This window comes from Neobacillus niacini (assembly GCF_023715785.1).
GTDB classification, from domain to species: Bacteria; Bacillota; Bacilli; order Bacillales; family Cytobacillaceae; genus Neobacillus; species Neobacillus niacini_E.
Genome location: NZ_JAMBOX010000001.1, coordinates 788,108 through 807,067, shown reverse-complemented (window position 1 = coordinate 807,067; position 18,960 = coordinate 788,108). Strand labels below are relative to the sequence as shown.

At 48.6% G+C, this 18,960-nt stretch carries 23 protein-coding genes; 18 read left to right on the top strand and 5 right to left on the bottom strand.

Annotated elements, in window-relative coordinates; all coding sequences use genetic code 11:
• Positions 1 to 6: 6 nt before the first annotated feature.
• The 6 genes from M3234_RS03865 to M3234_RS03840 all read left to right on the top strand — a co-directional run bounded on the left by M3234_RS03865 (position 7) and on the right by M3234_RS03840 (position 4,536).
• A complete protein-coding gene (locus M3234_RS03865; RefSeq protein WP_262303404.1) occupies positions 7 to 1,929 on the top strand; it encodes a molybdopterin biosynthesis protein in 1,923 nt (640 codons plus the stop codon).
• Complete coding sequence (locus M3234_RS03860) at positions 1,930 to 2,397, top strand: molybdenum cofactor biosynthesis protein MoaE (protein ID WP_262303403.1); 468 nt, start codon at positions 1,930 to 1,932, stop codon at positions 2,395 to 2,397.
• Positions 2,390 to 2,623, top strand: coding sequence for a molybdopterin converting factor subunit 1 (gene moaD / locus M3234_RS03855; protein WP_262303402.1), 234 nt, complete (start codon positions 2,390 to 2,392; stop codon positions 2,621 to 2,623). Before M3234_RS03860 ends, moaD begins: the two co-directional genes overlap by 8 nt.
• A 4-nt stretch (positions 2,624 to 2,627) precedes the next feature.
• A complete protein-coding gene (locus M3234_RS03850) occupies positions 2,628 to 3,647 on the top strand; it encodes a thiazole biosynthesis adenylyltransferase ThiF (RefSeq protein ID WP_262303401.1) in 1,020 nt (339 codons plus the stop codon).
• Positions 3,648 to 3,807: 160 nt separating this feature from the next.
• On the top strand, positions 3,808 to 4,146 hold the full coding sequence (locus M3234_RS03845) for a YwdI family protein (protein WP_262303400.1): 339 nt from the start codon (positions 3,808 to 3,810) through the stop codon (positions 4,144 to 4,146).
• 18 nt (positions 4,147 to 4,164) lie between these two features.
• The gene (locus tag M3234_RS03840; protein ID WP_262303399.1) at positions 4,165 to 4,536 is read left to right on the top strand and encodes a DUF423 domain-containing protein; all 372 of its coding nucleotides are present in this window, start codon (positions 4,165 to 4,167) and stop codon (positions 4,534 to 4,536) included.
• 42 nt (positions 4,537 to 4,578) lie between these two features.
• Here the strand turns inward: M3234_RS03840 and gerQ are convergent, their stop codons facing one another.
• Together gerQ and hemQ are read right to left on the bottom strand one after the other, a co-directional pair.
• The gene (gene gerQ, locus M3234_RS03835; protein ID WP_262303398.1) at positions 4,579 to 5,073 is read right to left on the bottom strand and encodes a spore coat protein GerQ; all 495 of its coding nucleotides are present in this window, start codon (positions 5,071 to 5,073) and stop codon (positions 4,579 to 4,581) included.
• Between the two features lie 185 nt (positions 5,074 to 5,258).
• Positions 5,259 to 6,005, bottom strand: coding sequence for a hydrogen peroxide-dependent heme synthase (gene hemQ, locus M3234_RS03830; RefSeq protein WP_262303397.1), 747 nt, complete (start codon positions 6,003 to 6,005; stop codon positions 5,259 to 5,261).
• Positions 6,006 to 6,262: 257 nt separating this feature from the next.
• Between hemQ and pta the strand changes: the two genes are divergently transcribed.
• Together pta and lipL are read left to right on the top strand one after the other, a co-directional pair.
• Positions 6,263 to 7,234, top strand: coding sequence for a phosphate acetyltransferase (gene pta, locus M3234_RS03825; RefSeq protein ID WP_262303396.1), 972 nt, complete (start codon positions 6,263 to 6,265; stop codon positions 7,232 to 7,234).
• 88 nt (positions 7,235 to 7,322) lie between these two features.
• A complete protein-coding gene (gene lipL, locus M3234_RS03820) occupies positions 7,323 to 8,153 on the top strand; it encodes an octanoyl-[GcvH]:protein N-octanoyltransferase (RefSeq protein ID WP_285858256.1) in 831 nt (276 codons plus the stop codon).
• Positions 8,154 to 8,323: 170 nt separating this feature from the next.
• Here the strand turns inward: lipL and M3234_RS03815 are convergent, their stop codons facing one another.
• Positions 8,324 to 9,070 (bottom strand): RsfA family transcriptional regulator, encoded by a 747-nt coding sequence (locus M3234_RS03815; RefSeq protein WP_262303394.1) that lies wholly within the window; start codon positions 9,068 to 9,070, stop codon positions 8,324 to 8,326.
• Between the two features lie 344 nt (positions 9,071 to 9,414).
• Between M3234_RS03815 and M3234_RS03810 the strand changes: the two genes are divergently transcribed.
• The 4 genes from M3234_RS03810 (at position 9,415) to M3234_RS03795 (ending at position 12,047) form a co-directional block, all read left to right on the top strand.
• Positions 9,415 to 9,636, top strand: coding sequence for a YuzB family protein (locus M3234_RS03810; protein ID WP_066310193.1), 222 nt, complete (start codon positions 9,415 to 9,417; stop codon positions 9,634 to 9,636).
• 227 nt (positions 9,637 to 9,863) lie between these two features.
• Entirely contained in the window at positions 9,864 to 11,159 is a 1,296-nt protein-coding gene (locus tag M3234_RS03805) for an HD domain-containing protein (protein ID WP_262303393.1), read from the top strand.
• A 33-nt stretch (positions 11,160 to 11,192) separates the two neighbouring features.
• Complete coding sequence (locus M3234_RS03800; RefSeq protein WP_262303392.1) at positions 11,193 to 11,705, top strand: YwgA family protein; 513 nt, start codon at positions 11,193 to 11,195, stop codon at positions 11,703 to 11,705.
• A 123-nt stretch (positions 11,706 to 11,828) separates the two neighbouring features.
• Positions 11,829 to 12,047 (top strand): hypothetical protein, encoded by a 219-nt coding sequence (locus M3234_RS03795; RefSeq protein ID WP_262303391.1) that lies wholly within the window; start codon positions 11,829 to 11,831, stop codon positions 12,045 to 12,047.
• A 129-nt stretch (positions 12,048 to 12,176) separates the two neighbouring features.
• Here the strand turns inward: M3234_RS03795 and M3234_RS03790 are convergent, their stop codons facing one another.
• The gene (locus M3234_RS03790) at positions 12,177 to 12,362 is read right to left on the bottom strand and encodes a 2-hydroxymuconate tautomerase (protein ID WP_262303390.1); all 186 of its coding nucleotides are present in this window, start codon (positions 12,360 to 12,362) and stop codon (positions 12,177 to 12,179) included.
• A 167-nt stretch (positions 12,363 to 12,529) separates the two neighbouring features.
• On the opposite strand from M3234_RS03790, the gene M3234_RS03785 reads away from it, so the two are divergent.
• Positions 12,530 to 13,180 carry a site-2 protease family protein gene (locus tag M3234_RS03785; protein ID WP_262303389.1) on the top strand — a complete coding sequence of 217 codons (651 nt, stop codon included), beginning with the start codon at positions 12,530 to 12,532 and terminating at the stop codon, positions 13,178 to 13,180.
• Positions 13,181 to 13,198: 18 nt separating this feature from the next.
• Positions 13,199 to 13,708, top strand: coding sequence for a YwhD family protein (locus tag M3234_RS03780; RefSeq protein ID WP_262303388.1), 510 nt, complete (start codon positions 13,199 to 13,201; stop codon positions 13,706 to 13,708).
• A gap of 214 nt (positions 13,709 to 13,922) precedes the next feature.
• Here the strand turns inward: M3234_RS03780 and M3234_RS03775 are convergent, their stop codons facing one another.
• On the bottom strand, positions 13,923 to 15,995 hold the full coding sequence (locus M3234_RS03775) for a transglycosylase domain-containing protein (protein WP_262303387.1): 2,073 nt from the start codon (positions 15,993 to 15,995) through the stop codon (positions 13,923 to 13,925).
• Positions 15,996 to 16,198: 203 nt separating this feature from the next.
• On the opposite strand from M3234_RS03775, the gene speE reads away from it, so the two are divergent.
• The 4 genes from speE (at position 16,199) to M3234_RS03755 (ending at position 18,850) form a co-directional block, all read left to right on the top strand.
• Positions 16,199 to 17,029, top strand: a complete 831-nt coding sequence (speE, locus tag M3234_RS03770) for a spermidine synthase (RefSeq protein ID WP_262303386.1) — start codon at positions 16,199 to 16,201, stop codon at positions 17,027 to 17,029.
• A 102-nt stretch (positions 17,030 to 17,131) separates the two neighbouring features.
• Positions 17,132 to 18,004 carry an agmatinase gene (gene speB / locus M3234_RS03765; protein ID WP_262303385.1) on the top strand — a complete coding sequence of 291 codons (873 nt, stop codon included), beginning with the start codon at positions 17,132 to 17,134 and terminating at the stop codon, positions 18,002 to 18,004.
• Positions 18,005 to 18,102: 98 nt separating this feature from the next.
• Positions 18,103 to 18,513: a YwiB family protein gene (locus tag M3234_RS03760; RefSeq protein WP_262303384.1), complete on the top strand. Its 411-nt coding sequence runs from the start codon at positions 18,103 to 18,105 to the stop codon at positions 18,511 to 18,513.
• 157 nt (positions 18,514 to 18,670) lie between these two features.
• Positions 18,671 to 18,850, top strand: a complete 180-nt coding sequence (locus M3234_RS03755; protein WP_262303383.1) for an H-type small acid-soluble spore protein — start codon at positions 18,671 to 18,673, stop codon at positions 18,848 to 18,850.
• Positions 18,851 to 18,960: the final 110 nt, after the last annotated feature.

Below are 18,960 nucleotides of genomic sequence, written 5' to 3'. Positions count from 1 at the left end.
ACAGTCATGTACAAACGGAAAATTTACCTGGAAGATAAACCACGGACTGAGGCCAGAGACGAAATTCTTGCTGCATTCGATCTGACCCCTGAAACAGAATGGATTCCGGCGGTCGATGCGTTAGGACGGGTCACAGCAGAGCCAATTTTTGCACCGATTTCAACACCGCATTACCACGCTTCGGCGATGGATGGGGTCGCGGTTATCGCTGAAACCACCTATTCCGCCCATGAGCAGAATCCGCTTCATTTAAAGCGCGGCAATCAGTTTGTTTATGTCGACACTGGCAATGCGATTCCATCGCCATTTAATGCGGTCATTATGATTGAAAACGTACAGGTGCTAGACGATGATACGATTGAAATTATCGAGCCTGCAACACCTTGGCAGCATATCCGCCCGATTGGCGAGGACATTGTCCAGGAGGAAATGCTGTTTCCGCAGGGGCATAAGCTGCGCCCAGCCGATTTAGGGATTCTGCTGACTTCTCGATTATTGAAGGTTCTGGTCGTCAAGAAGCCGGTTGTCACTGTCATTCCAACGGGAAATGAGCTTGTCGAGCCCGGTTCTGAAATGGATCCTGGAAAAATTGTTGAATTTAACGGGACGGTTTTTACCAATTTTATTAGGGAGTGGGGCGGAGAGCCGCGGCTTCACCGGATTGTCAAGGATGAGCCCGAGAATATAAAGCAAGTGCTGCTAGAAGCATCGGAAACATCCGATTTTATCGTGATTAACGCCGGGTCATCAGCAGGCCGCAAAGACTACACCGTCCACATTATTAACGAAATCGGCACCGTATTTACCCATGGGGTCGCCGCTCGACCCGGCAAGCCGGTCATTTTGGGAAAAGTGAATGGGAAGATTGTTGTCGGTGTTCCGGGCTATCCTGTGTCAGCTTATTTGGCTTTGGAATGGTTCGCCCGTCCGCTGGTTTGCAAGTATTTGGGCATTCCGGAGCCGGTTCGGCAGAAGGTGACAGTCAAGCTCGGCCGTCGGATTGTTTCGTCAATGGGCGCCGAGGACTTTGTCCGGATGAATATCGGCTATGTGAACGGAGAGTTTGTGGCCAACCCGTTGACACGCGCTGCGGGTGTAACGATGTCCTATGTCCGGGCAGATGGGCTATTGGTCGTGCCGCCGGAAGTGATTGGCTATGAGCAAGGAGAGATGGCAGAGGTTGAATTGCTGCGTCCTCTCGAAGAAATAAAGAATGCCATTATGTTTACGGGCAGTCATGATTTAACGATTGACTTGCTGTCATCTGCATTGAAGCGGATACGGACCGATATGAAGATTGTTTCCGCTCACGTCGGCAGTATGGCCGGAATCATGGCGGTCCGAAAAGGGGAGGCCCATGTAGCGGGGATTCACTTGCTTGACCCTGAAACGAAACAATACAATATTTCATACGTTCGCAGGCTGCTGGCCGGACAGGACGTTGTCTTATATCCATTTTTAAAACGCAAACAGGGCTGGATTCTGCCGGCTGGCAATCCGCTTGGGATTTCTAATGTTCGTGATGTAGTCGAGAAAAAGGCCAATTTCGTGAATCGGCAAAAGGGCGCTGGCACGCGAATTTTATTTGATATGCTGCTTGAGGAATCAGGCTTAGGTGCGGAAGATGTCGTTGGCTATGACCGTGAGATGTTCTCGCATTTGGCGGTTGCAGCGGAAGTAAACGGTGATAGGAATGCGGCCGGACTGGGGATTTATCCAGCGGCAAAAGCGATGGGGCTCGAGTTTGTCCCGCTGGCCGATGAAGAATATGATCTGGTGATGACAAGAAGTTTTTACGAAAGCGAGCAGGGTATACTGCTGCGCGAGATTATTCATTCCCCTGCCTTTAAGGAGCAGGTAGAAAACATCGGCGGCTATCAAGTGGTCGAAAATGCCGTGTTGAAAAACTTGGCTGAAGAGGTGAAATAATTGAAGTTCTATGAAATTTCCAAGGAACCAATTAATATCCAAGCGGTGATTGATAAAGTCGTCCAGCGCGAGGCCGGTGCGATTACCACGTTTATCGGCACTGTCCGTGAATTGACGTACGGCAAAAAGACATTATTTTTAATCTATGAAGCTTATGAAGCGATGGCTGTGAAAAAGCTCGAGCAGATCGGCCGTGAGATTGAGGAACGGTGGGCCGGTTCGAAGGCAGCCATTACGCATCGTGTCGGGCGGTTAGATATCACCGATATTGCTGTGGTGATTGCCGTGTCGACACCGCACCGCGCTGATTCTTATGAAGCGAACCGTTATGCGATTGAGCGGATTAAAGAAATCGTCCCGATCTGGAAAAAAGAGCACTGGGAAGACGGCGAAGAATGGGTCGGCAATCAGTTGGAAACGAAGGCCTATCCGAGTGGAAAGCCTGAGGAGGGTGACTTAAATGAATAAGGTTCTATTTTTTGCTCATTTACGTGACGCTGTCGGTGAAGAGGTTCTCCGGTTAGATGCCAGCGGAAAAACGGTCGCTGAACTGAAGGCAGAATTGACCTCGAAATATAAATTGCCGCGAATGGACACGGTCATGACGGCGATTAACGAAGAGTTCGCTTCCAATGATGAAGTGATTCAGGATGGCGACGAAATCGCGTTTATTCCACCGGTCAGCGGGGGCTGATTCTATGAGCGAACGCTACTCAAGACAGGTCCTTTTTCCCGGAATCGGCAAGGAAGGCCAAGAAAAAATCCGAAATAAGCATGTTTTGATCATCGGCGCCGGTGCCTTGGGGTCCGGCAATGCTGAAATTCTTACTCGCGCCGGGGTCGGGAAGATTACCATAATCGACCGTGATTATGTCGAAGCGAGCAATCTGCAACGCCAGCAGCTTTATACCGAGGAGGATGTCGCGGAAAAGCTGCCAAAAGCGGCAGCAGCAGAAAAGCGCCTCAAAGCAATCAATCGTGATGTCGAAATCCGCGCTATCATTGGCGACGCCACGCCTGAATTGCTGGAGGAACTGATCGTTGACGTTGATGTCATGTTGGATGCGACCGATAATTTCGAAACGCGGATGGCGATGAACGATGCGGCCCAGAAATACAATGTCCCGTGGATTTATGGGGCCTGCGTCGGCAGTTTCGGGATGAGTTTTTCCATCATTCCTGGAAAAACGCCATGCTTGAATTGCCTGCTGCGGACAATCCCGCTTCAGGGAATGACCTGCGATACGGGCGGAATTATCTCGCCAACCGTGCAAATGGTCATTGCCCATCAGACAGCGGAAGCGTTGAAGATGCTCGTTGAGGACTGGGATGCCGTTCGCACGGCGTTTGTCAGCTTTGACCTGTGGCGCAACCAATATACCAGCATGAAAATGTCGAAGGCAAAGCATGCCGGTTGCTTGTCCTGCGGCGAGGAGCGGACTTATCCGTATCTTGACCGGGAAAATATGACGAAAACGACCGTGTTGTGCGGCCGGGATACCGTACAAATTCGCCCGTCGCAAACAGGAGAAATTTCGCTGGAACAATTGGCGGGCCAGCTCAGCTCGCTAGGCTATGCTGTCAAGGGGAATCCGTACCTCTTATCGGTAGAACTCGGCGGTGAACGGATGGTTATTTTCCAGGACGGCCGCGCGCTAATCCATGGCACCAAAGACTTGACGCATGCAAAATCAATCTATCAACGAATATTAGGCTAACCAACCCGTACCCCGAGAAGGTGCGGGTTTTGACATTTTTAGGGGCGTTTCACGTGAAACAAGTTGAATGATGTCGAATGAGCACCGAAGTCTATTTTTTCGAAAAATCGACCATACTCATGTAGAATAGATTACAGACTCAAAACCAGAGGTGTCACTCGTGAATATATCGATGGAAAAACTTTTAACGAAAATGGGAAATGAATTGCAACAAGCCCGGGCGAGCCAAACAGAGGAAGGCTTGCGGGAACGGATCTACTCTATTAAAATATTATGCGAATTAATTTTGGATGAAAAGCAGGCGGTGAGCGGGGGACATAGCAGGCAGCCACTCCCAGTGCAGCCAAAACCGATTGTTCCGCAACCGGCGGCCTTTCAACAGCCCATCGTGGCTCAACAACAACCTGTAGTGTTCCAACCACAACCAACCGTCATGCCGCAACCGAAGAAATTGGAGATGGATGACGACGCGAATGGGGATTCACTGTTTGATTTTTAAAAAGGGGGAGAAATCAAGATGAAGACGTTTATTATGATTGGCGCCATCAACGCGTTTTTGGCGGTCGCGCTTGGGGCGTTTGGCGCTCATGGATTAAAGGACAAACTCGATGCGCATTATTTGGATATTTGGAAAACCGGGGTCCAGTATCAAATGTTTCATGCCACCGGCCTAATGGTGGTTGCGCTGCTGCTCGGAAAGGCGGCAACCAGTTCACTATTTACCTGGTCCGGCTGGCTGATGCTTGCAGGCATCATTTTATTCAGCGGCAGCTTGTATGTATTGAGTCTGACGAAAATCGGACCACTTGGTGCCATCACCCCGATTGGCGGGGTTTGCTTCTTGGCTGCATGGGTATTAATGATCCTTGGGGCTATGAAAGAATTTTAAACAAAAAAGCATTGAGCTCTCGTCTCAATGCTTTTTTGCTTTTTATCGCGGCGGATAAGTCCCTAACGTTGGCCCGGCGCCAAATGGATAGTCGTACTCGATTTCCTCGGAGAAGGTGATGTAGTCGACGGCTACCATTGGGATGAGGTAGCGTACACCTGACTGAGGGTCGCTTAAGATGACGTGGTCGCGGCCGGCCGCCTCGATGACGCCTCTAAATTCCTTGGCATTCCACTGGTTGTTGCCTTCGAAGGTGGCAAATACGGATACAAGCTTGCCTTTGTTTAACCGCAAAATGTTTTCGATGTAGGACTGCTCAATCGGCAGCATCCCTGGAACTCCTGCTCCTGCACCCGGAAACCCAGTCGCGCCACCCGAGAACGTTGGCGTAGTTGGGAACGCTCCCATTCCTGTGCCCGGCGGCGGAAATTGCGGGCTCGGTTGGAATCCTTGACCGCCTGCAATCGGCTGGGCTCCCTGCTGACCCACCGCCCCGGTATAAGGCTGAAATCCTTGAGGATTGTAGTATTGGCTCATCTTTTTCCCTCCTAAAAATAAATAAATCAATGGCCCAACATTCTATAACATACTCGGTTAAACCCAAATTGGTTCCTGCGTCTCGCTGTTTTAATAGTATGAAAGAAAGTCCCGATATATGACTTTTAGGAGGGGAAAATAGAAAAAAGCCCTCAGCTTTTGGGCCGAGAGCTTATAAAAACTATTTATACACGAAGGAACGTCGATACGCGCTCTTCCTCCAAAATATTGCCGACGAAGAAGGCACCGAACTCGCCGTAGCGGGCACTGACCTCGTCAAAACGCATTTCATAAACGAGCTTTTTAAATTGCAGGACATCATCGGCAAACAAGGTAACGCCCCACTCGTAATCGTCAAAACCAACGGAACCGGAAATGATTTGCTTCACCTTGCCGGCATATTGGCGGCCAATCATGCCGTGACTCTTCATAAGTTCGCGGCGCTCCTCCATCGGAAGCATATACCAGTTGTCATTGCCCTGCCGGCGCTTATCCATTGGGTAGAAACAAACATGCTTGGTTTTAGGAAGGATCGGATAAAGTCGGCCCTGTACATACGGATTCTGGTAGGGGTCGCCGCCGTCGGATGGCAAATAGTTGCTGAGCTCCACTACGGATACATATGAAAAAGCAGGAACGGTGAACTCGGCCAATTTGGATTTGTTGAACTCTGTTTCAATTTCATTCAATTCTTCCATGGTTGGGCGCAGAATCATCATCATGAAATCAGCCTTTTGGCCGACGATTGTATATAAAGCATGGCTGCCTTCTTTGCGTTCCTGGGTCGCATTCCATTTTTCGACGAGACTTAAAAACTCGTCAATGACCGTCTGGCGTTCATCTTCAGGAAGCATCTTCCAAGTGGTCCAGTCAACCGTACGGAAATCATGAAGGCAATACCAGCCGTCAAGCGTTTGTGCTGCTTCACTCATTATAATCACTCCTACATAATCATCGTTATGAACAATCATATACACTATAACATAGTTTGACCAAGACTTGCCCAATTTAACGCATTTTAGCAACGGAATGGATAAATTTTGAAAAAAGGGCAAATAGTAAAAGGGTGAGTTGAATTTTTTGAAAACTGAAACTTTGGAGTGAAAGCGTTATCTGTGATGGATGTTTCTTTAAAATCTGATTGGGGTAAAGTAAGCTAGTATTGGAATTGTATAAGGGAGGATTAGTCGTGAGTGATTTATTCGAAGGATTAAAGCAAAAAATTTCCGGGCGCGGTTTAAAGATTGTGTTACCTGAGGCCCTGGATGAGCGAATTTTACGTGCTGCGGGCCGATTGGCTGCCGAAAACCTGTTGACACCTGTATTGGTGGGAAATACCGATGAGGTCAAAGCGAAAGCGGGCGAGTTTGGCGTCTCACTTGATGGAGTGGAAATCTATGACCCTGCTAGCTACGAGGGAATGGACGAGCTAGTTGCCGCGTTTGTCGAGCGCCGTAAAGGCAAGGCAAGCGAAGAGCAGGCTCGTGAGATTTTAAAGGATGAAAACTATTTTGGCACGATGCTTGTTTACAATAAAAAAGCAACCGGGCTTGTCAGCGGGGCGACCCATTCGACTGCCGACACGGTACGTCCGGCGCTGCAAATCATTAAGACTAAGCAGGGCGTCAAGAAAACGTCCGGCGTATTTATCATGGTTCGCGATGATGAAAAATACGTGTTTGCTGATTGCGCCATTAATATTGCACCGGACAGTATGGATTTGGCGGAGATCGCGATCGAAAGCGCGAAAACGGCAGAAATGTTTGATATCGAGCCGCGCGTGGCAATGCTTTCGTTTTCAACAAAGGGTTCGGCAAAATCTGAGGAAACAGAGCGGGTTGTCGCTGCTGTGGAAGAGGCAAAACGCCGCGAGCCATCGTTGGTGTTGGACGGCGAATTCCAGTTTGATGCTGCGTTTGTTCCGTCTGTGGCCAAGAGCAAGGCGCCGGGATCTGTGTTACAAGGGGATGCGAATGTGTTTATCTTCCCTAGTCTTGAGGCTGGAAACATCGGCTACAAAATTGCCCAGCGTTTGGGCGGGTTTGAAGCGGTTGGCCCGATTTTGCAGGGCTTGAACGCGCCGGTTAACGACCTGTCCCGTGGCTGTAATGAAGAAGATGTGTACAAGCTGGCGTTGATTACGGCGGCGCAGGGATTGTAATTTTTCTATAAGGGGGCTGGTTCCAAGAAGGGACTAGCTCTTTTTGCTATAATAAAGATTATGATCCTTGTGTAAGGAGTTTTGAATGATGGAAGGTTTACTGCGCCAATCCCAATGGCGAATCATCGACCAGTCCGCCGCTTCTCCGCATTTTCATGCGCTGCAGTCATTTGCGATGGATGATACGCTGTGTGCTTCGGTCGGGGCGGGACAAGCACCGGCAACAGCGCGGACATGGGTTCACCAAAATACGATTGTTCTCGGGATTCAAGATACGAAACTGCCATTCTTGCAGGACGGGATGCAATTTTTAAAAAATAAAGGGTATCAGGTCATTGTCCGAAATTCCGGCGGCCTTGCGGTCGTTCTTGATGACGGTGTCCTGAATATCTCGTTAATTCTCCCCGAGGCAGAAAAAGGCATTGATATCAATCGCGGCTATGAGGCGATGTGGCAGCTGATTCAACAGATGTTTGCCGATTTTTCGGTCGAGATTGAGGCCCGGGAGATTGTCGGGTCCTACTGCCCTGGAAGCTTTGACCTCAGCATTGGCGGGAAAAAGTTCGCCGGTATTTCGCAGCGACGTTTGCGCCGCGGGGTTGCTGTCCAGATATACCTTTGTGTCACCGGCAGCGGTTCGGAACGTGCCGCGTTGGTTGGCGAGTTTTACCGGCTGGCTAAACAGGGCGAACTGACGAAATTTGCGTACCCTGAAATAGCCCCGGAGGTAATGGCCTCGCTTTCGGAGCTGCTTGGACTCCAATTGACGGTCGGTGATTGTATGCTCCGGTTGTTACAGCAGCTGAAGCAAAACAGCGATTTATTGTATGCCGGGCAGTTGAATGAATATGAGCTTGGGCTGCTGCCGGGCTATTATCAGCGGATTGTGGAGCGGAATGAACGGATTGCGGGGATGTAGGGTCAAATAAAAAGCCGTAAACCCTAGTTGGGTTTACGGCCTCTTTTATTTGCTAGCTCCAGCCCTTGATTAAGGCGCTTCCGCTTTTAAAATGAGATGCTGCGCTTTTATTCTCTTCTCCCTATCTTTTTAAAAAAAGATTGTCATCCGGGATGTATTCGCTTACGCTGTTATTCTGCAACCTTTTCGAGGTTTCCGTTACGGTCCATTTTGAATTTGGTCGCCGGGCGCTCTTCTTCCTCAAACAGGACAAGCTTGCGGGCCCGATTCATAATCTTCATTAATGTCTCGTAATCTTCCTGCATGGTTTCTTTATTTTCCTCAAGGGTAGCGATTTTCTTCGTCATTTCTTCATTTTGCTGCTTTAACTCAGCGATTTCTCGTTTCAATCTTTCATTCTCACTTTTTAATGCATCATTTTGCAGATTGGAATGTTTAAAGTTTTCCAAGAAACGGATTACCGTATCCATTGTGAGCCCTGATGGTGCCGCGACAGCTTGCCGCTGGTATACCGGTGCTGCTGGCACAACGACGGTTTCCTCTGCCATTTCCACGGTCATGTCCTGCATGGGTTCTGGGGTGTCAAGCACCATTTCGGCTTGAACCGCCACTACCTCTAAATCTTCTGTACCTGAAACCGGTGGGTTGTAAAGCAGCTTTTTCTTGCCGCCTTGATCCTTACCCAAAATCCTTTGTCTTTGTTTCCGCTGCTTTTTAGCGAGCTGCAATGCTTTTTCATAGCGATGGCGGACAACGGCATTCCATCTGAATCCGCAGGCGGCCGAAGTTCGGTTGAGCTTATCCCCCACCTCTTCAAATGCGTTCAGCTGCGTGGAGCCTTCCCTGACATGCCGGAGCACGGTCTCGGCCAGCAGCAGATCGTTCTCGTCTGTCCATGCATCTTGACGAACTTTCATATGATTCAACTCCTTAATATGTTATGATTTTTTGAATGATGGTCAGGCATAATCCTGCCAAGTGTAAAAGTTCTAGTCTTATGATGGACAAGTTTTCTAGGGTTTATACCAAATGGTTGAAAGGATAATAGATTTTTTTCATGATAGGTAACTATAAACCTGCGGGGTGCGGACTGCGTTTCATGCACGGGTGGATACGCTTCCTTAACATGGTTTGCATAAGATTGCTAAAATAACCAACTTGCATTGCTTAAAAAGAAGCTGTAAAATACGTTAGGAGTTAAGTGCTTGTACGTGCTGTTTTTTTATTTATAGATTGTTTGAAGAAAGGGTTGTAAGCAAAAATGTCCAATGAATTTCGCGTTTGCGATGATTGCCAGGCCGTGAATCTAAAGACATTGATCCCTCGCTTGAAAGAAATTGATCCGGATGCCGAAATCAAAATCGGCTGCCAGTCCTACTGCGGCCCCGGCCGGAAAAAGACCTTCGCCTTCGTCAACAACCGCCCGCTCGCGGCCCTGACAGAAGAGGAATTAATGGAGAAAATTAATAAGAAATTAAAATAATCACCTAGTGTTATGGGACTTAGGTGATTTTTCTTTTGGGGGCTGGTGTCCGTCCCAGGTGGACAGTGTCCACGAGTGGTGCCTGACACCAATTGGAGTATCTCCAACATGGCAATGGTGCTAAACACCACTGTCGAAAATTGCTGAGGAAAATTGCTGAAATTTGGATGATTTACCCTTATGGGGCGGGTATAATAGAATTAAGTAATTGAGGAAGAGGGAAATGCATGGTGTACTCGGTGGAGAAGTTGAGTGAGGAAAAGGTATTTAAGGATCCGGTTCATCGCTATGTCCACGTTCAGGACAAGGTGATTTGGGATTTGGTTGGGACGAAGGAGTTTCAGCGCTTGCGCCGGATCAAGCAGCTTGGGACGACGTTTCTGACGTTCCATGGCGCTGAACACAGCCGGTTTAACCACTCGTTAGGGGTATACGAGATTGTCCGCCGTATCATCGACGATGTGTTCGAAGGCCGCCCGGAATGGAATGACGATGACCGCCTGCTCACACTTTGCGCCGCCCTGCTCCATGACCTCGGACACGGTCCGTTTTCCCATGCCTTTGAAAGGGTTTTTGATTTTGACCATGAGGATTTCACCCGTGCCATTATTCTCGGCGATACGGAAGTCAACAAGGTCCTGACTCAGGTCAGCCCCGACTTTCCTGCAAAAGTCGCCGAAGTCATTGCGAAAACCTCGGAGAAAAAGCTGGTTGTCAGCTTGATATCGAGCCAGATTGATGCCGACCGGATGGATTATCTCCAGCGTGACGCCTATTTCACTGGGGTCAGCTACGGCCAATTTGATATGGAGCGGATTTTGCGCGTGATGCGGCCCCGCGAAGATCAGGTGGTTATCAAAAAGAGCGGCATGCATGCGGTCGAGGATTATATCATGAGCCGCTACCAGATGTACTGGCAGGTGTATTTCCATCCTGTTTCCCGCAGCGCCGAGGTGATTTTGACAAAAATCCTCCACCGCGCCAAGGACTTATACAAGAACAACTATTCTTTTAAATATGAGCCGACTCACTTTATCTCGTTATTTTGCGAGCAGGTGAAATTGGAAGACTACTTAAAATTGGATGAAGCGGTAATTATGTATTATTTTCAAATTTGGCAGGACGAAACGGACCCAATCATCAGTGACCTGTGCCACCGCTTTGTCAATCGGAATCTGTTCAAATATGCCGAATTCGATCCGGCTAAAGAATACAAAAAGCTGGCTCAGTTAACCACGTTATTTTTACAGGCGGGCATCGACCCGGAATATTACTTGGTCGTTGATTCCTCTTCGGACTTGCCGTACGACTTTTACCGTCCGGGTGAGGAAGAGGAGCGGCTCCCGATTCATTTGCTGATGAAAAACGGGGAATTGCGCGAGCTGTCCCGCGAGTCGGAAATTGTTGATGCAATTTCCGGAAAAAGAAGAACCGACCATAAGCTGTATTACCCCGCTGACTTCCTGGCGGATGACTCGAATGCAGCAGACATAAAACAACAAATTCGCGCGCTTTTAGATTAGAGATTGTTTACATGGAGTAGGAGTTGACGAACATTGCTGAAAGATCATGCCAAGCTGATGCAGGCAATTCTGGTTTCCGGTGAAATTGTCGGACGAAAAAAGTTGCAGAAGATGATATACATCGCAAAGAAAATAGATTTTCCGTTTCATGACCGTTTCCAGTTTCACTTTTACGGGCCGTATTCCGAGGAATTGACGACCCGGGTGGAGGAGCTGTGCAACATGGGCTTCCTTAATGAGGTGAAGGAGAAAAAGGGCGGGTACTATCAATATCGTTACACGCTGACTGATGCCGGCAAGGAGTTCTTGAGCCTCAATGAAGTGGACATGCCGTGTTTAGACGATTGCCTGGTGGATATGAATGAGCAGAATGCTAGATTCCTTGAGCTCGTATCGACGGTTTTATATTTTGATAATCTTCCAAAGGATGAGGTTGCGAACAAGGTGTTTACGTTAAAAAGCAGCCAGCGCTACACCGAAGAGGAGATTGATGAGGCTTACCGCTATATTGAAGCTTTGAAAGGAAAAGTTGTGCAGCAGGCGTAACTTCGCACTTAGAGCGCTCGAACCCCGCGTTAGGAGTTTGGGCGTTTTTTTATTGGTTTTTAATATCCATTTTCGTGCAAATTTGTTATGATTTGTATATGATAGGGTCTGGAGGTAGTAAGTATGGGCGAGTTGATAGGGTTGGTAGCGGTTTGTATTCCGATTGTTGCGATAATTGGTGGGTTATCGATACAAAAGACAAAATTGCGTGCGAAAATGGTCAAGGATCAGCTGGAGCTTGAAAGGCTAAAGCACGACAACTTTTTAATCGAAACCGAAAAAATGAAGCTCGAGCTGGAAAAACTGCAAATAGAAAACACAAAAAATGACCTAAAGATATAAAAGAAAAAGTGTGAACCCGAAGCAGCTGCCGCGGATTCACACTTTTTTCGTTAAAACTGGTCAGATTTCGATGTCCACCCCAGGAGGACAAATGTCCACGGATGGTGCCTGACACCTTTTTCCATTATTTCACTTATCGCTATGTCTGACTCCAGCAACTCCGTAGTGGTTGGGGGACATTTCTTCGATAAATACGACGACGTTTTCTTTTGGGGCGCCGGTTGTTTCGCTGACGGCGTCGGTTACTTTTTCGACTAGGGCTTTCTTTTGGTCGTCGGTGCGGCCTGGCAGCATTTTTACGGTTACGTATGGCATTAAAGCTTCCTCCTTTTTATTAACACTGATTTTAGTGTTCCATAAACTTCAAAAATCTGCAACAGGTCTGGAAGCGGCACATAAGATTTTCTTTTTCGAAACCGTTTCATGTATACTAAAAGGAAATATAGACAGAAAAAACCTTTTCAATGAGAGGAGAAACGCATTTGGAACGATTTCTCGCATACCCAATTGAGTGGATTCCCTACGTTGCGATCACGCTCGTGTTTGCGTTTACGTTTCACGAATTTGCCCACGCCTATGTGGCTTATAAATTTGGTGATCATACCGCGGCAAAACAGGGGCGGCTGACATTAAACCCGCTCAAGCATCTCGACCCGGTCGGCACCATCTTGATTTTCATCGCCGGCTTCGGCTGGGCCCGCCCTGTACCGGTTAACCGCTTTTTCTTTAAAAAGCCGCGGCTTGCCGGGGTGCTCGTTTCCGTTGCAGGCCCCTTGAGCAATCTCGTGCTCGCCGCCATTGGGTTTATTGCTGCCTACGGCTTACGAAGCTTCGGGTTCGAGCTGTCGGCTGGTTTTTACCAATTCCTTGAAATCTTTATTCAGTTGAACATTGTTTTGTTTGTGTTCAATTTGCTGCCGTTGCCGCCGCTTGACGGCTATCGCATCGTCGAGGATCTGGCTCCCAATCATATCCGGGCCAAAATGACACAATATGAACAGTACGGGATTTTAATCTTTTTAATTTTAGTGATAACACCGCTTGACCAGTACACGATTCAGCCGATATTTGGCACGGTGGTCCCATGGGTAGCACATAGCTTAAGCGACTTCTTCTATGGCTGGTTTTATTAAAGGAGGTTTACAGGATCAATGGATGAGAAAAAGAAAAAAATGGGGTTTAATATCATCAAAAGCGACCCGACTGACGGCCATAAGGGCTTCGGCAAAGGTGCGCTTAGCCTTGATAATGTCTCGCCAGTCTTTATTGATATCGAAGCCGGCGAGGCGGAAATCGATGTCGGCGCGATGCACGCCCGCAGCGCTATAGAAAAGGGTATTAAATTTTTGCCGAACCAGGACGAAGTGCCAAACGGCAAGCCGTATTGGCTGATTTGGGTCACGATTGACCGCCGTGAGGAAGGGCCGTATTACGCCGGGGTGACAGCTTGTTACATGACCGTCGACCGCTCGATCCGCCGTGGCTACAAATCGCTGCCAGAGCATGTCAACCGGATGGACAAATCGCTCAAGCGCCATATTATTGTTGACCATATGGATGACAAATCGAAGCAGGTGCTGGCACAGTTCCTGCGCAACCATAACGAGGCATTGTGGAACAATTCTTCCGATGAATTGAAACAGGGATTGCTGGTCCAATAAAGTGAAACTTCCATTAGTGAAGGCCTTTCATCGCCGTATTGATGGTTAGTTAACGCATCGGTATGGAAATTTTTTTGAAAAAATAAAGAGACTTAAATCACTTGTAGTTTTTTTAAAAAGTGGTAACATAATAGGCAGTGTGAATACACTGTAAGACTAGGACAGGAAAAAGCTCCGGAGGCAATCCGGAGCTTTTTCCGTTATTATACTAAAATTAATTCCCCCAAGGGAAAATCTTCTTGTACCACGGGATTTTCTTGGTGCCGCCATCCTTCACCGGGCCATCGTCTGCAGTACTGCCGATATGGTCGGTGCAGTAGTCGGTTGGCTCGGTCCCCTCCTCAAAATACGTCAGGCGGCGGACCGGGCAATCCTTGGTGGCGAGCTTACCGTTGGCCGGGTCGACATAGACGCCGACAACCCCCTCTTTCGGCGGCTTGAACGCCTTAACCGGCTTGCCATCGAGCGCCTCCTCCATAAAATTGGCCCAGATGGTTTTCGCATACGATTTTTCCGCCGGCAGTTCAATTGGCTTGCCGACATCGTAGCCCGCCCAAACGGCAGTCACTAGCTGCGGCGAAAAGCCGATCATCCAGCTGTCTGTTTCGGTCGACCCCGATTTTCCTGCGTATGGCCGGGTTAATTCCTTGGCAATCGTGCTGCCGGTCACCCGGGCATAGCCGTTTAGCTTCTGGTCGAAAATCCCCGTCAGCATCTGCGTCATCACGAACGCTTTGGCCGTGTCGAGCACGTTTTCGGGTTCGCTGTTTGCTTCAAAAATCACATTGCCGTTATAGTCCTCGACTTTTGTCACCAATATTGGATGCACCTTCTTGCCGCCGTTGGCGAACAGGCTGTAGGCATTGGCCATTTCGATCACCCGCACCCCTGAAGTTCCGAGGGCGAGCGATGGCACCTCGGCCATTTTCGTGGACAGACCAAATTTGCGGGCTGTTTCAATCAATATCTCTTCCCCTAAAAACAAGTGCGTTTTCACCGCAAAAATATTATCGGATACTGCAAGCGCCTGGGCGAGCGTAATTTCACCATCGGCATACTTGTTGTTAAAATTATGCGGCGTATAATCGCCGTGGCCATTGTCGAACTTGAAGGTGGTCATCTCGCTTCGCATCGTCGATGATGGCGTGAACCCGTTCTCCAGGGCCGCATAGTATAACAGCGGCTTGATCGTCGAACCCGGCTGCCTGATGGCCTGGACGGCACGGTTGAAAGGGCTCTTTTCATAATCGCGGCCGCCGACCATCGCTTTGACGAAGCCGGTTTTCGGATCCATCGCCACCAACCCGACCTGAATATCCGATTCGCTGTCGACATAGGTTTGGATTTGCTTCTCGGCCGCTTCCTGCTGCTTCAGATTTAGCGTCGTGTACACCTTCAACCCGCCTAAGGCGATGGTCCGGTCACCGAGCTTCAGCTGATTTTTTAAGGCGTTGCGGACTGCATCCTGAAAATACGGTGCCACCTTTACCCTCGGTGTGGTGTGCTCACCTACAATTTTGAGCGGCTCTTGTGCTGCGGCTTCCGCTTTATTTTTCGAAATGTAGCCGTTTTTGGCCATTGTTTGTAAAATAATGGTTTGCCGGGCTTTGGCGTTTTCCAGCGAGCTGAGCGGTGAGTACAATCCGGGTCCCTTCGGAATTCCAGCGAGCATGCTGGCTTCGGCCAGCGTCAGCTGCGAAGCTTTTTTTCCAAAAAAGAATTGGCTGGCCGCTTCGACCCCATAAGCGCTGTGCCCGTAATAAATCGTGTTTAAATAGCCTTCGAGAATCTGTTTCTTCGAGTAATTCATTTCGAGGCGGATCGCGTAAAATGCCTCGGTCAACTTCCGCTTCCACGTTTTGTCGTGTTCGAGAAACAGGTTCCGGGCATACTGCTGGGTAATCGTGCTCGCGCCCTGCACCTTGGCGAGGGCCTTAACGTCGGCGATGACGGCCCCGGCTATCCGTTTATAATCGAACCCGTGATGCTCGTAAAAATTCCGATCCTCAATCGAGATGGTCGCATTGACGAGGTCCGGTGAAATATCGCTAAGCTTGGCCCAGTAACGCTTCTGGCCGTTATTAGTCTCGCCGATCAACGTGCCATCGTCGGCGAAAATCAGCGTCGATTGCGGTACGGCGAGCGGCGGCGGGCCGAGAATTTTTGCATAGGCAAGGATGCCAATGAGGAAAATCAGCATGCAGGATATTCCTATCAAACTGACAATCACAAGCGCCCTTAGGTATTTAATTGTTTTACGGAACCCCTGGTCCGTCATGATTTCCACATTGAACACCCCCGCTAAAAAAATCGATAGTAATAGTATTGAAAAAATAATGGGGTTTTAAACATGTACTGGATAAAAATGAAAACTTTATTTAAACTTTTGCTAGACTTTTTCGTGCGTTTGGTTTTCAATAGTTGGGGTAGTATAAGTTTGAGGTCTTTTTCGTTTATATACTGTAAGAAAAATGGAAAGGAAGATGTGACATGGGCGGACTGTGGTTTACCGAAAAACAAACTGAAAACTTTGGCATCACGATGAAAGTGAATAAAACCTTACATACAGAACAAACAGATTTTCAAATGCTGGAGATGGTAGAAACGGCCGAGTGGGGCAATATGCTGCTTTTGGACGGCATGGTGATGACGTCGGTGAAGGATGAATTCGTTTACCACGAAATGGTCGCGCATGTCCCGTTATTTACCCATCCAAATCCGGAGAACGTGCTCGTGGTTGGCGGCGGCGACGGCGGCGTCATCCGCGAAGTACTGAAACACCCAAGCGTGAAAAAGGCGACGCTCGTTGATATAGATGGAAAAGTGATCGAGTATTCGAAGAAGTTTTTGCCGGAGATTGCCGGCTGGCTTGATGACCCGCGTGTCGATGTCCGCGTTGACGACGGGTTTATGCACATTGCTCAAAGCGAAAATGAGTATGATGTGATCATGGTGGATTCGACTGAGCCGGTTGGCCCTGCGGTGAATCTATTTACAAAAGGCTTCTACGCGGGGATTTCCAAGGCGCTCAAGGAGGACGGCATTTTCGTCGCCCAGTCGGACAACCCTTGGTTCAAGGCCGACCTGATTCGCAGCGTCCAGCGCGATGTTCGCGAGATTTTTCCGATTACGCGTTTGTACGTGGCAAATATTCCGACTTACCCAAGTGGCCTGTGGGCATTCACCATCGGCTCGAAAAAGTACGACCCGCTTGCGGTGGGAGATGACCGTTTCCACGACATTGAAACACGCTATTATACGAAGGAATTGCATAAAGCGGCGTTTGTACTGCCGAAGTTTGTTGGGGATTTGTTGAAATAGATGATTTAATCTTGGCTATGGGCCCAATTGGAGCAAAAAAGGCTGTTTTGGTCACGTAAAGATTCGAGGTGACCGGCGATACATAGAAAGTGAGGTTTTTATATGCGTTTTGATGAGGCCTATTCGGGAAATGTGTTTATTAAGAGCCACCCGAATTTTGAAGAGAGCAGGGTTGTCCTTTATGGGATGCCGATGGATTGGACAGTCAGTTACCGTCCAGGGTCGCGATTTGGCCCGGCACGGATTCGCGAGGTGTCCATTGGGCTTGAGGAATACAGCCCGTATCTCGACCGCGAGCTGGACGAGGTAAAATATTTTGATGCCGGTGACATTCCGCTTCCGTTCGGGAATGCCCAGAAGAGCCTTGATATTATCGAAGATTTTATTGACCAGGTGCTGGCTGCCGGCAAATTTCCGTTTGGCATGGGCGGGGAGCACCTCGTTTCCTGGCCGGTCATGAAGGCGGTTTTTAAAAAGTATCCTGATTTGGCGATCATTCATATGGATGCTCATACCGACCTGCGTGAAAATTATGAGGGTGAACCGTTATCGCACTCGACGCCGATCCGTAAAATTGCCGAGCACATTGGGCCATCCAATGTATACTCCTTCGGCATCCGTTCCGGAATGAGGGAAGAATTCCAATGGGCGAAAGAGAATGGCATGCATATTTCGAAGTTTGAAGTGCTGGAACCGTTGAAGGAAGTACTTCCTAAGCTTGCCGGCCGTCCGGTTTATGTCACGATTGACATCGATGTGCTTGACCCTGCACATGCACCGGGGACTGGTACGGTGGATGCCGGCGGAATCACCTCGAAGGAGCTTCTTGCATCCATCCACGCGATTGCCCGCTCCGAGGTCAACGTCGTGGGCTGTGACCTGGTCGAAGTGGCACCCATTTACGACCCGTCCGAACAAACAGCGAATACAGCAAGCAAGCTGATCCGCGAAATGATGCTGGGCTGGGTGAAATAAATTTTAAAAATAGGTGTCTGTCCTTCATGGGCAGGCATCTTTTGATTTCGGCATTTTTCATGAGTATAATGGGGAAATGCGATAGGAGGCCGTTACTTATGGAGATTCCGGTAAAAGTAAATGTGAAGACGACCATTGATGAGCAGGAGAGCTTCGAGTTGGTGGTGTTTGGACGATATTTTGAAAAAGATAATGCCTCGTTCCTGAAATATGAGGAAGTGAATGAGGAAGGCACCGTCCGGACGATTGTGAAAATGGCTGGGGAAGAGGCGCTGATATTACGGGGCGGCGCTGTGAAGATGCGGCTTCCGTTTCGGCTGGGCCAAAAGCTTTATGGCAGCTATGAGGTGCCGTTTGGGGTGTTCGAAACCACAACATTGGCACGCAAGCTGGATTTTCGCGTTGAGAAAGGCGGCGGCCGTGTGGAGATAGAGTACGATTTTGCCATGCAGGGCGAGCATGCCGGGAGCTATCATTTGGAAATTAGTTTTTTGGCGGAACCCAAATGATCGGTTTCATGGGGAAACCTTCAGAATAGGACTGAAACTGATCAGAAAATGGCCGAGGAAGGCCAGAAAAGTTGAGCAGCACCTCTAATATGTGTATAAAGTCCCAAGAAATGCAAATATTATTAAAGTAATTTCCTATGAGGAGTGAATGGTACGAATGAATGTGGGAAGAGCGAAGGAAATTCTTGATTCCGCGGACATGATTAACGTGACATATGAGGGGACACCGGTCATCATTCAGCATGTCGATGAAACAACCAAAATGGCGCGGATTTATTCACGGAAAGACCCCGAACACGAGCAGGATGTCCCTGTCCTCAACCTGATTGAAGAATAAAAAAGGTCTCCGAATTCAGCTTTCGGGGACCTTTTTCATTCTCAACAAGAGGGGGATGTTTGTTACAATAATTTCCAATTTGTCCGCGCCAGATGGACAAATTGGAGGTT

Excerpts from the sequence above, each read along its gene's own strand:
- M3234_RS03865 (WP_262303404.1), top strand. The coding sequence starts at position 7 with ATGTACAAACGGAAAATTTACCTGGAAGATAAACCACGGACTGAGGCC.
- moaD (WP_262303402.1), top strand. The coding sequence starts at position 2,390 with ATGAATAAGGTTCTATTTTTTGCTCATTTACGTGACGCTGTCGGTGAA.
- M3234_RS03850 (WP_262303401.1), top strand. The coding sequence starts at position 2,628 with ATGAGCGAACGCTACTCAAGACAGGTCCTTTTTCCCGGAATCGGCAAG.
- M3234_RS03840 (WP_262303399.1), top strand. The coding sequence starts at position 4,165 with ATGAAGACGTTTATTATGATTGGCGCCATCAACGCGTTTTTGGCGGTC.
- gerQ (WP_262303398.1), bottom strand. The coding sequence starts at position 5,073 with ATGAGCCAATACTACAATCCTCAAGGATTTCAGCCTTATACCGGGGCG.
- hemQ (WP_262303397.1), bottom strand. The coding sequence starts at position 6,005 with ATGAGTGAAGCAGCACAAACGCTTGACGGCTGGTATTGCCTTCATGAT.
- lipL (WP_285858256.1), top strand. The coding sequence starts at position 7,323 with ATGGAAGGTTTACTGCGCCAATCCCAATGGCGAATCATCGACCAGTCC.
- M3234_RS03815 (WP_262303394.1), bottom strand. The coding sequence starts at position 9,070 with ATGAAAGTTCGTCAAGATGCATGGACAGACGAGAACGATCTGCTGCTG.
- M3234_RS03810 (WP_066310193.1), top strand. The coding sequence starts at position 9,415 with ATGTCCAATGAATTTCGCGTTTGCGATGATTGCCAGGCCGTGAATCTA.
- M3234_RS03805 (WP_262303393.1), top strand. The coding sequence starts at position 9,864 with ATGGTGTACTCGGTGGAGAAGTTGAGTGAGGAAAAGGTATTTAAGGAT.
- M3234_RS03795 (WP_262303391.1), top strand. The coding sequence starts at position 11,829 with ATGGGCGAGTTGATAGGGTTGGTAGCGGTTTGTATTCCGATTGTTGCG.
- M3234_RS03790 (WP_262303390.1), bottom strand. The coding sequence starts at position 12,362 with ATGCCATACGTAACCGTAAAAATGCTGCCAGGCCGCACCGACGACCAA.
- M3234_RS03780 (WP_262303388.1), top strand. The coding sequence starts at position 13,199 with ATGGATGAGAAAAAGAAAAAAATGGGGTTTAATATCATCAAAAGCGAC.
- speE (WP_262303386.1), top strand. The coding sequence starts at position 16,199 with ATGGGCGGACTGTGGTTTACCGAAAAACAAACTGAAAACTTTGGCATC.
- speB (WP_262303385.1), top strand. The coding sequence starts at position 17,132 with ATGCGTTTTGATGAGGCCTATTCGGGAAATGTGTTTATTAAGAGCCAC.
- M3234_RS03760 (WP_262303384.1), top strand. The coding sequence starts at position 18,103 with ATGGAGATTCCGGTAAAAGTAAATGTGAAGACGACCATTGATGAGCAG.
- M3234_RS03755 (WP_262303383.1), top strand. The coding sequence starts at position 18,671 with ATGAATGTGGGAAGAGCGAAGGAAATTCTTGATTCCGCGGACATGATT.